Source organism: Streptomyces sp. NPDC127106 (genome assembly GCF_042677605.1).
In the GTDB taxonomy this organism is placed as follows: domain Bacteria; phylum Actinomycetota; class Actinomycetes; order Streptomycetales; family Streptomycetaceae; genus Streptomyces.
In genome coordinates, this window is sequence record NZ_JBHXTC010000005.1 from 150,672 (window position 1) to 159,763 (window position 9,092).

General features: G+C 74.4%; 9 protein-coding genes and 1 pseudogene. 8 read left to right on the forward strand and 2 right to left on the reverse strand.

All coding sequences use genetic code 11. The annotated features are described in order from the left end of the window. The first annotated feature begins 23 nt into the window (after positions 1-23). Complete coding sequence (gene polX, locus ACFVGY_RS07735; RefSeq protein ID WP_385672624.1) at positions 24-1,748, forward strand: DNA polymerase/3'-5' exonuclease PolX; 1,725 nt, start codon at positions 24-26, stop codon at positions 1,746-1,748. On the opposite strand, the gene ACFVGY_RS07740 is transcribed toward polX, so the two are convergent. After that, a complete protein-coding gene (locus tag ACFVGY_RS07740) occupies positions 1,693-2,946 on the reverse strand; it encodes an MFS transporter (protein WP_385672627.1) in 1,254 nt (417 codons plus the stop codon). The two genes, polX and ACFVGY_RS07740, sit on opposite strands and share 56 nt — an antisense overlap. 231 nt (positions 2,947-3,177) lie before the next feature. On the opposite strand from ACFVGY_RS07740, the gene ACFVGY_RS07745 reads away from it, so the two are divergent. The 5 genes and pseudogenes from ACFVGY_RS07745 (at position 3,178) to ACFVGY_RS07765 (ending at position 6,079) form a co-directional block, all read left to right on the forward strand. After that, entirely contained in the window at positions 3,178-3,861 is a 684-nt protein-coding gene (locus ACFVGY_RS07745; RefSeq protein ID WP_385672630.1) for a nucleotidyltransferase family protein, read from the forward strand. Between the two features lie 2 nt (positions 3,862-3,863). Next, positions 3,864-4,166 (forward strand): BON domain-containing protein, encoded by a 303-nt coding sequence (locus ACFVGY_RS07750; protein ID WP_385672633.1) that lies wholly within the window; start codon positions 3,864-3,866, stop codon positions 4,164-4,166. Then, the gene (locus ACFVGY_RS07755; protein WP_385672635.1) at positions 4,163-4,936 is read left to right on the forward strand and encodes a metallophosphoesterase; all 774 of its coding nucleotides are present in this window, start codon (positions 4,163-4,165) and stop codon (positions 4,934-4,936) included. The genes ACFVGY_RS07750 and ACFVGY_RS07755 overlap by 4 nt, the downstream gene beginning before the upstream one ends. Then, positions 4,933-5,535, forward strand: a pseudogene (locus ACFVGY_RS07760) (serine/threonine-protein kinase); the annotation flags it as partial. The gene ACFVGY_RS07755 and the pseudogene ACFVGY_RS07760, both read left to right, overlap by 4 nt. Before the next feature lie 202 nt (positions 5,536-5,737). Then, the gene (locus ACFVGY_RS07765) at positions 5,738-6,079 is read left to right on the forward strand and encodes a hypothetical protein (RefSeq protein WP_385672638.1); all 342 of its coding nucleotides are present in this window, start codon (positions 5,738-5,740) and stop codon (positions 6,077-6,079) included. Positions 6,080-6,186: 107 nt separating this feature from the next. Here ACFVGY_RS07765 and ACFVGY_RS07770 read toward each other — a convergent pair whose 3' ends face one another. Further along, entirely contained in the window at positions 6,187-6,768 is a 582-nt protein-coding gene (locus ACFVGY_RS07770) for a TetR family transcriptional regulator (RefSeq protein ID WP_385672641.1), read from the reverse strand. 106 nt (positions 6,769-6,874) lie between these two features. On the opposite strand from ACFVGY_RS07770, the gene ACFVGY_RS07775 reads away from it, so the two are divergent. Continuing rightward, positions 6,875-7,861 carry an aldo/keto reductase gene (locus ACFVGY_RS07775; RefSeq protein ID WP_385672643.1) on the forward strand — a complete coding sequence of 329 codons (987 nt, stop codon included), beginning with the start codon at positions 6,875-6,877 and terminating at the stop codon, positions 7,859-7,861. 760 nt (positions 7,862-8,621) lie between these two features. Beyond that, the coding region (locus ACFVGY_RS07780; protein ID WP_385672646.1) for a GTP-binding protein at positions 8,622-9,092 on the forward strand (471 nt) is incomplete at its 3' end.

Below are 9,092 nucleotides of genomic sequence, written 5' to 3' on the forward strand. Positions count from 1 at the left end.
CGCCGCGGGGGCACCCTGGAGGTATGGGCCGGGCCAACGAAGAGGTGGAGGCACTGCTCCGGGAGTACGCCGACCTGATCGCGATCAGTGGGGCGGACGCCTTCAAGGCGCGCGCGTACGAGAAGGCCGCCCGCGCCATCGGCGGCCACCCGGCCGACATCACCGGGCTCGACACCAAGGGCCTCATGGAGATCCCCAACGTCGGCAGGTCCATCGCCGAGAAGGTCGAGGCCTACCTGCGCACCGGTCGCATCCCCGAGGTCGACGCATCCCGGGCCGCCATCCCGCCCGGCGTGCGCGAACTGACCCGCATCCCCGGGCTCGGCCCCCGCAAGGCCCTGGTGCTCCACCAGGAGCTCGGGATCTCGTCGGTGGCGGAGTTGGAGGCCGCCCTGCACGAGGAGCGGCTGCGCGACCTGAAGGGCTTCGGCGAGCGGACCGAGCAGAGCATCCTCCACGGCATCTCCCTGCTCCGGCAGGCCGGCGACCGCATCCTGCTGGACGCGGCGACGGAGATCGCCGAGGAGATCGTCGCGCAGCTGACCCGCATCCCCGGCTGCGTGCGGTGCACCTACGCCGGCTCGCTGCGGCGGATGCGGGAGACGGTCGGCGACCTCGACGTCCTGGTCGCGGCGGACCGGTCCGAGCCGTTCATGACCGCCCTCGTCGGCCTTCCCGTCACGGCCGAGGTCGTCGCGCACGGCGCGAAGAAGACCTCCGTCCGGACGGCCGCCGGCCTCCAGGTCGACCTCCGCGTCCTCCCGCCCGCCTCGTGGGGGGCGGGGCTGCAGTACTTCACCGGCTCCAAGGCGCACAACATCCGCACGCGCGAACTCGCCGTACGCCACGGGCTCAAGCTGTCCGAGTACGGGCTCTTCGACGCCGAGAGCGGCGAGAACCTCGCCTCCGAGACGGAGGAGGACATCTACGCCCGGCTCGGCCTGCCCTGGATCCCGCCGACGCTCCGCGAGGACCGCGGGGAGATCGCGGCAGGGCTGGCCGGGGACCTTCCCGAGCTGGTGACCGAGGCCGACATCAAGGGCGACCTGCACACCCACACCGACCTCACCGACGGGCTCGCCTCCCTCGAGGACATGGTCGCCGCCGGCGCCGCGCGCGGGTACGCGTACTACGCCGTCACCGACCACGCCCCGGACCTCGCCATGCAGCGGATGACGAAGGAGAAGATCCTCGAGCAGCGTGCACGGGTCCGGGCCCTGGACCGCACCGTGCGCAGGATGCGGCTGCTGCACGGAACGGAGCTCAACATCGGCCCGGACGGCAGTCTGGACTGGCCCGACGAGTTCCTCGCCGGCTTCGACCTGTGCGTGGCCTCCGTCCACTCCCACTTCGGGCAGAGCCGGCAGGCCATGACCCGGCGTCTGATCCGCGCCTGCGAGAACCCGTACGTCGCCGTCATCGGGCACCCCACCACCCGCCGGATCGGCAAGCGGCCCGGGGTGGACGCCGATTTCGACGCGGTCTTCGAAGCCTGCGCGCGCACCGGCACCGCACTGGAGATCAACGCCCATCCGGAGCGGCTCGACCTGGGCGACGAGGACATCCTGCGGGCGAGGAGCCACGGCGTGAAGTTCGCCGTGGACTCGGACGCGCACGCCACCGTGCACCTGCCCTACCTGCGGTACGGGGTGGGCACGGCCCAGCGCGGCTGGCTCACGAAGGACGACGTCGTCAACGCCTGGCCGTGGGCGCGTCTGCAGAGCTTCCTGCGCGCGAAGCGCGGCTGACGGCGGTCGGACCGGTCCACGCCGTACGGGAGGCCCGGTCGGCGGAGGGCAGCAGCGCCACCGCCAGCACCGCGCACACCGCCGCCACCACGAAGGCCGGCGGGTAGCCCCGGTCGGCGATGAGCGCACCGGTCAGCGGCGGGACGAGGACGATCGCGATGTGCTGCCCCGTCCCGTGCACGCCCAGGGCGCGGCCCGCCCAGTCGGGGCCGGCGTACTCGGCGACCGCGGTGTTGTGCAGCCCGTTGGTGCTGACGGTCAGCGCCGAGGCCAGCAGCAGGGCGGCGGTGCCGGCGGGGGAGTCCCGGGCCGCCCCGGCGGCCAGCAGCACCAGGTCCAGGGCGGTGGCCGCGGCCAGCCACCGCATCGGCCGGATCCGGCTGCCCACGGCGTCCGACCACCAGCCGGCCAGGAGGCGTACGACGGCACCGGCCAGGTTGACGGCGGCCAGGACGGCCCCGGCGGCCGCCGCGGACCAGCCGCGCGACCCGGTCAGGAACAGCAGCGCGAAGCCCGTCACCACGAACTGCGGCACGCACAGCGCGGCCGCTGCGCCGTGCAGCCGCCACAGGTGGGCGCCGTCCCGGTAGGGGGCGGGGGACCGGGCGCCCGCGGGCTGGTCGGGGCGCGGCGGGTCGACCGCGAACAGGGCCGTCGCCGCCCCCGTCACGCCGCACAGCACGGCACACAGGCCGAAGGCGGCGGCCGGGCCGCCGTGCTGGGCGAGCGGGGGCAGGGCGGCGGCCGCCAGGGCGGTGCCCAGCGGCTGCGAGGCCTGCCGCACCCCCATCGCGACGCCCCGGCGGTCCGGCGGGAACCAGCCGATGACCAGCCGACCGGAGGCCGAGTTGACGGAGGACCCGAAGGCCCCGGCCAGGACCAGCAGGACGCCCAGTGTCCGGATCCCGTCCGCGAAGGCCGCGCCGGCCATCGCCGCGGCGGCGGCCAGCAGCCCGGCCCCCAGCGCCAGCCGCTCCCCGTACCGGTCGGCGACCACACCCCACCCGACCAGCCCGAGCAGGATCCCGACGATCGGACACGAGACGAGCGCCCCCGCCCCGGCCAGCGACACCCCGAAGTCCGTGCGGAACGCGGGGATCAGGTAGGCGAGGCCGTAGAGCGCGGTCGTACTGGCGGTCTGGCCGCCGGTGCCGAGGGCGAGCATCAGCCAACTGCGCGGTATTCGCTCCGTGTTCACCCCGGCACTCTATGAGCGTGCCGGGATGTGAGACAGGACGTGTTGAATGTTGAGATGCATGCTCGGCGGCGACGGCGGTGTCGTGACGAAACGGCACGGCTGCGGTGACGAAACGGCACGGCCCCCGCCGCGGTCGGCGAGCCCGGGACCGGACGGCCGGTACGACCCCGTTTGACCCGCTCCCGGCCGGGCAGGCGCTGGCGACCACCGGCCGACCAGGAGGCCGTACCCATGAGCCACGCCCCGATGCCCTACCCGGGGGCCGCTGGTGTCCCCAACGGCGCTGACACCGGCACGGACACCGGCCCCGGCCTGCCGCAGGACCACACACAGGCCATCCTGGAGACGACCAAACGCGTCGCCGCCCTGCTCAAGGCCGCGGGCAGGCCCTTCGCCCTCGCCGGCAGCGTGGCCGCGTTCGCCCACGGGGTTCCGGCCCGCTTCCAGCACGACACCGACTTCTGTCTGCGCCGCGAGGACGCCCCGGAGGTCATGGCCGCCCTCGCTGAGGGCGGCGTCCGGCTCCGCGAGTCCTCCGAGGACTGGCTGGTCAAGGGGCGCTCCGAGGGCGAGGAGATCGACCTGATCTTCGAGCTTGCCCGCCGGCCGGTCAGCAACGACCTGCTGGCCCGGGCCGAGGTCCGCTCCGTTGACTCGGTGTACATGCCGGTCCTCGCCCCCACCGACCTCATGGACGGCCTGCTCGCCGCTCTGACCGAGCACTACTGCGACTTCGGCGGCCTGCTGCCCACGGCCCGGGTGCTGCGCGAGCGGATCGACTGGGACCGGCTCGACCGAGCCCACCGGGCCGACCCCCTTCCCGACGCGTTCCTGTACCTCCTCGAACGGCTGGACATCATCGGCCCGCGCGAACACGGCCTGCCCGGCACGCCGGCGCCGGGGAAGGAGCCGTAGTGATGACCGCTCCCCCTTCCGGCCCCGGCCACCGCCCCGCGGCCGCGCCGGCGGCCGGCGCCGTCACCTACCGCATCGAGCGCCTGCGCGAGCGCCTCGCCCACGACGACGTCGCCGAACTCGGCGTGCAGATCGACCTGCACGGAGGGGTTCCCGTCCTGTCGGGCACCGTCACCACCCCGGCATGCCGTGCGACGGTCCTGCGCATCGCCGCCGAGGAGCTGGCCGGGCTGCCCTGGCGGCACGACGTTCGTCTCGTCAGCGCACAGCCGCCGGCGCAGGAGCAGGAGGAGGACCTGTCATGACCCGCGTGGCCGCCGTCGGGGACATCCACCTGGCTCCGGGGAGCGAGGGCCTGCTGCGGCCCGCCTTCGACACCCTCGTGGGCTGCGCCGACGTGCTGCTCCTCGCGGGCGACCTCACCCGGCACGGCACCCCCGAGGAGGCCGCGGTGGTGGCCGGGGAGGTGCGGGGGCTGCCCGTGCCCGTGGTGGCCGTGCTCGGCAACCACGACTACCAGAGCGACCGCCAGGACGAGGTCGCGGACGTGCTCCGCGAAGCCGGGGTGTCGGTCCTGGAAGGCACCTCCGTGCGCCTCGACGCGGACGGCGACGGCACCGCGGTCGGCGTCGCCGGCAGCAAGGGCTTCTGCGGGGGCTTCGCCGGGCGATGTGCCGGTGACTTCGGCGAACCCGAGATGAAGGCCCTCGTCCGGGCCTCCCGGGAGTCCGCGGAGGGTCTGCGGCGCGCCCTCGACGGCCTGGCGGACGGGGGCTGCGCCGTGCGGATCGCCCTCACCCACTTCGCCCCCGTCCCGGACACGCTGGCCGGGGAGCCGCTGGAGATCTACCCGTTCCTCGGCAGCTACCTGCTGGCCGAGGCGATCGACGCGGCGGGCGCGGACCTGGCCGTGCACGGGCACGCCCACCACGGCACGGAGCACGGGATGACGGAGGGCGGGGTCCTGGTCCGCAACGTGGCCATGCCGGTCATCGGCCGCGCCTTCGCCGTGTACCACCTCGCAGCGCCGCGGTCGGGAGGCACCGACCCGGTGCGGACCGGGCAACAGCCCTGACGCAGGGGCGGTCCGCAGAGCCTCTTCCCGGTCCGGGGGACCTCCTCCGCGGAGATCATCCGGTCGACGAAGGGGCGCCCGCCATCGTCATGGAATACGTCACCGGGACGTCCCTCGCCGCCGCGGTGGCGCGGGCGGGCGGGCTGCCGGTGCGCCGGGTCGCGGAGATCGGCGGCCTGATGCTGAGGGCGCTCGCACGGGCGCACGCCGTCGGCACCATCCACCGCGATCTCAAGCCGGACAACGTCCTGCTGACGGACGACCGGGTCGTCATCAAGGACTTCGGCATCGCCCACGTCTCCGACGCCACGACGACGCTTACCCGCACCGGCACCGGCACCGTCATCGGGACGCCCGTCTACATGGCCCCCGAACAGCTGGAGGGCGAGGCCCCGACGCCCGCCACCGACCTGTGGTCCCTGGGTGCCACGCTGTACGGCGCGGTGGAGGGCCGGCCGCCGTTCTCCGCGGACGCCTTCTCCGCGCTGTGCGTCGCGATCGTCACGCAGGAGCCGCCGATGTCGGAGCGGGCCGGCGCGCTGGCGCCCGTACTGACGGGCCTGCTGACGAAGGATCCGGACCGGCGGAGCACCGCGGAGCAGGCGCTGGAGGCGCTGGAGGCGGTGGCCGGGGGCGAGGATGCCGCAGGGGCCGCAGGGGCCGCAGGGGCCGCAGGGGCCGCAGGGGCCGCAGGGGCGGCAGGGGCGGCAGGGGCGGCAGGGGCGGCAGGGGCCGGGGGGACCGCGGCGCGGTCCGCTCCGGCGCGGCCGGTGGCGGCCACTCCGCGGCGCGGCCTGCTCCGTGCTGGTCTGGGCCAATGCGTACCTGGGGTACGCCCTCCTCGGCTGGCGCGGCCACTGGGCGGTGGGTCCCGTCCTCGTCACGGCTTCGGTACTGGCCGCCGTGAACGGGGCCCTGGCACCGCGGCGGGGGCCCCTCGGGGCCTGGCTGGTGTTCGCCGGGGCCAACCTCGCGGTGTCCTCCGTGGCGGCTTCCGTCATCTGGCCCGCCCTGTACTGGGGCTGGGCCCCGGTGCTGCTGAACGCGCTCCTGGTGGCCACCGCCGGCTGGGCCCTGTGGCGCTGGGTCCCGGCCCGCCGGGCCGCCCACCACCCACCGGAACCCGGACCGCCCCACGGCTGACGCGCCCCGCGCGCCGACTTCGGCGGGCGGGGGCCCAGCCCGAGTCCATGTGCCGGCGCCGAACCCCGGGCCGGGGCAGTCGAGGCTCGTGGACCGCACCCGTTCGGCTATGCGCGCTGGTCCGGGGGGCCGGGGCTGCGGACCGCGACCAGGCGGGAGACGGCGTCGACCACCGCCGCGCGGTGGGCGGTCCGGCGCTCCCCGGCGGCTGCGGAGCCGTCGGCCGTGGTGAACCAGGCCTGGGCCAGCGCCAGGACCAGGGTGAGGACGTCGGCCGGGTCGTGGACCGGGTCGACGCGGCCCCCCTGCTGCGCCGCGGCGAGCGCGGCGTGCTTGCGCGCGTACGACTCGGACTCTACGGCCGTGGCCTCCGGGCGCTCCAGCCGCTTCCACATCATCAGCCGCACGAGCCGCGGATCCGCGGTGAGGTGGTCGAAGATCGCCCCTGCGTAGCCGGGCAGGTTCTCGGCGTCGAAGGGGACGGACTCCGCGCCCTGCTCCAGGGCCTGCTGGAGGACCTGGTCGAACAGCTGCTCCTTGTTGCCGTAGTAGACGTAGATCATCCGCTTGTTCGCCCCGGCCGTGTCGGCGATCCGGTCGACCCGGGCGCCGGCGATACCGTACTCGGCGAACTCGTCGAAGGCCGCTGCGAGGATGCGGGCCTTCGTTGCGCTGGAATCACGTGCCATGCGGCCCAGGCTAGCAAGTAACTATCTGGTTATTGACAAGACGGGGCGGGCTCGTGCACGGTGTAGATAACTGGTTAGTTACCTGCTTCGAGAACGGAGAACCACCATGGAAACCCGCGCACTCGGCTCCCAGGGCCTGCAGGTCGGCGCCGAAGGCCTCGGCTGCATGGGCATGAGCGCCTTCTACGGCGCCACGGACGAGGTCGAATCGCTGGCCACCATCCACCGGGCCCTGGAGCTCGGGGTCACCATGCTCGACACCGCCGAGGGCTACGGCCCCTTCCGCAACGAGCAACTGATCGCCAAGGCGCTGTCGGGCCGCCGGCGGGACCGGGTCGTCATCGCGACCAAGACCGGCATCGAGTTCGACGACGACGGCAACCGGTTCGGCCCCAACGGGCACCGCGACTACATCCACCGCGCTGCCGACCGCTCGCTGCGCCACCTCGGCACGGACCACATCGACCTGTACTACCTGCACCGCGTCGACCCGAACGTGCCCATCGAGGAGAGCATCGGCGCCATGGCGGAGCTGGTCACCGCCGGCAAGGTCCGCTACCTCGGCGTCAGCGAGGCCTCGGCGGCCACGATCCGGCGCGCGCACGCCGTGCACCCCCTCACCGCCGTCCAGACCGAGTACTCGCTCTTCGAGCGCGGCCTGGAGGCCAACGGCGTGCGGGACACCCTCGACGAGCTGGGCATCGGCCTGGTCGCGTACTCCCCGCTGGGCCGCGGGTTCCTGTCGGGCGCGATCAAGAGCCCGGAGGACTTCGCGCAGGACGACTTCCGCCGGACCGACCCGCGCTTCCAGGGCGAGAACTTCGCCCGCAACCTCGCCGTCGTCGACGCCGTGCGACGCCTGGCCGAAACCAAGTCCGCCACGCCCTCGCAGCTCGCCCTGGCGTGGGTGCTCCGGCAGGGCGCGGTACCGATCCCCGGCACGAAGCGGCGCAGCTACCTGGAGGAGAACATCGCGGCCACGGACATCGTGATCACGGACGAGGACCTCGCCGCGATCGAGGCCGTCGCACCCCGCGGAGTCGCCTCGGGTGACCGCTACGCCCCGGAGTTCATGCGCACCATCGACGTCTGAGCGTCGCCCGGAGTCGCGGGGCGTGCAGGGGGCAGCCCGTCGCGCGCGTAAATGGCGTGACCCGTGCCCGCAGCGTTCTCTACACTCGCAACGCGCGCCACCACCGCAACGCGGAACGGCCGGCAACGCGGCGCGCACGCCATCGAGTTGGCGGCCGGCTCCCGTGCGGCCCACCACCGCGCGGCAGACGTCGAGCAGCGAAGAGAGAGGGGAACAGGTCATGTGCCGTCAGCGCACCGTCATCGCCTTCGTTCCCCGTTCCCGGTACGACGTGATCCCGGTGTCCCGTGTCGTGCGGTGCCCGCTGCGCGGCCGGCACCGCACCGTCTGACCGTGACGCACGCGCGGATCCGCCGGGTCCACTGAACCCGGCGGAGTCCGCCGAGCCACCCGCCGGGTCGGCCTCGACGGCCGGATCCCCGGGCTGCCGGGCTCATGTGTTCCGGGGTCTTCCGGGTTCCCGAGGCTCTCGAATCTTCCGGGTTCGCGAGCCCGCGCGCTTCTCGGCCTCCTGAGCTCCTGAGCTCCGGCCGGCCGGAGTTCCCGGTATCCGTGCCCTGCTCCGTCCCGGCCGACTCCCGTCCTCCTGACCGCCCTTGCCGCCGCGGCCGCGCCGCGGCGTGCACGGCCGTGCCCGGAGACGGCCCGACCGGGGAGTCCGGAGCGCGCCGTGCTGCGGGAGACCTGTGGCTCCCTCCGTGCGTCCGGCAATCGCGCAGCCCTTTCCTCGCTCGCTCTTCACCACCGAAAGGCCCGGGCCATGCGCACCAGCCGGCACTCCACGACCACCACCACCTCTGCCCCTGCCCTCACCACCGTCCGCAACCTCGGCATCCTCGCCCACGTCGACGCCGGCAAGACGACGGTGACCGAGCGCATCCTGTTCGCCGCCGGCGCCGTCCACAAGCGCGGCGAGGTCCACGACGGCACCACCGTCACCGACTGCGACGCCCAGGAGCGCGACCGCGGCATCACCATCTTCGCCGCCGCCGTCAGCTGCGCCTGGGACGGCCACCGGATCAACCTGATCGACACCCCCGGCCACGTCGACTTCGCCGACGAGGTCGAGCGGTCCCTGCGCGTGCTGGACGGCGCGGTCGCCGTGGTGGGGGGGGGGCCCCGGGGGGGGGCCCCCCCGCCCGGGGGGGGGGGGGGGGGGGGGCCGAGGCCCCCCCCCCCCCGCGGCCCGCGGCAGAAAAAAAGACCCGCGGGGGGCGCCCCCCCCCCCACC